We start from the raw sequence: 255 nt of genomic DNA, 5'->3' as shown, positions 1-255 counted from the left end.
ACCCTATAACTTTGACTGTGAATTGCAGATCAAGGTGGGTATTCAAGTTATGCTGTTCTTCAGAAGTCTACTGAGGCGCAATCAAAATATACTGATTCCGTCATAAGCATGAAGCTTGTGATGTGCAGATAAAATCTGCTGACTCTACGAATTGGGTTTGTTGGCAAAGCCAGCAAACCAACCAGTCAAGCCTGACGACCATAGCGACTTGGTACCACTCCTTCCCATCCCGAACAGGACAGTGAAACGAGTCAG

Annotated in this window: 1 rRNA gene; it reads left to right on the top strand. The window is 45.1% G+C overall.

Annotated elements, in window-relative coordinates:
- Nucleotides 1–190 precede the first annotated feature (190 nt).
- Nucleotides 191–255: ribosomal RNA gene (rrf, locus tag ACG00X_RS24160) — 5S ribosomal RNA — on the top strand; the annotation flags it as partial.

Source organism: Pelomonas nitida (genome assembly GCF_043555975.1).
Lineage (GTDB): Bacteria > Pseudomonadota > Gammaproteobacteria > Burkholderiales > Burkholderiaceae_C > Pelomonas > Pelomonas nitida.
The sequence above is the reverse complement of the archived record's forward strand: the minus strand, read 5'-3'. Positions and strand labels throughout refer to the sequence as shown.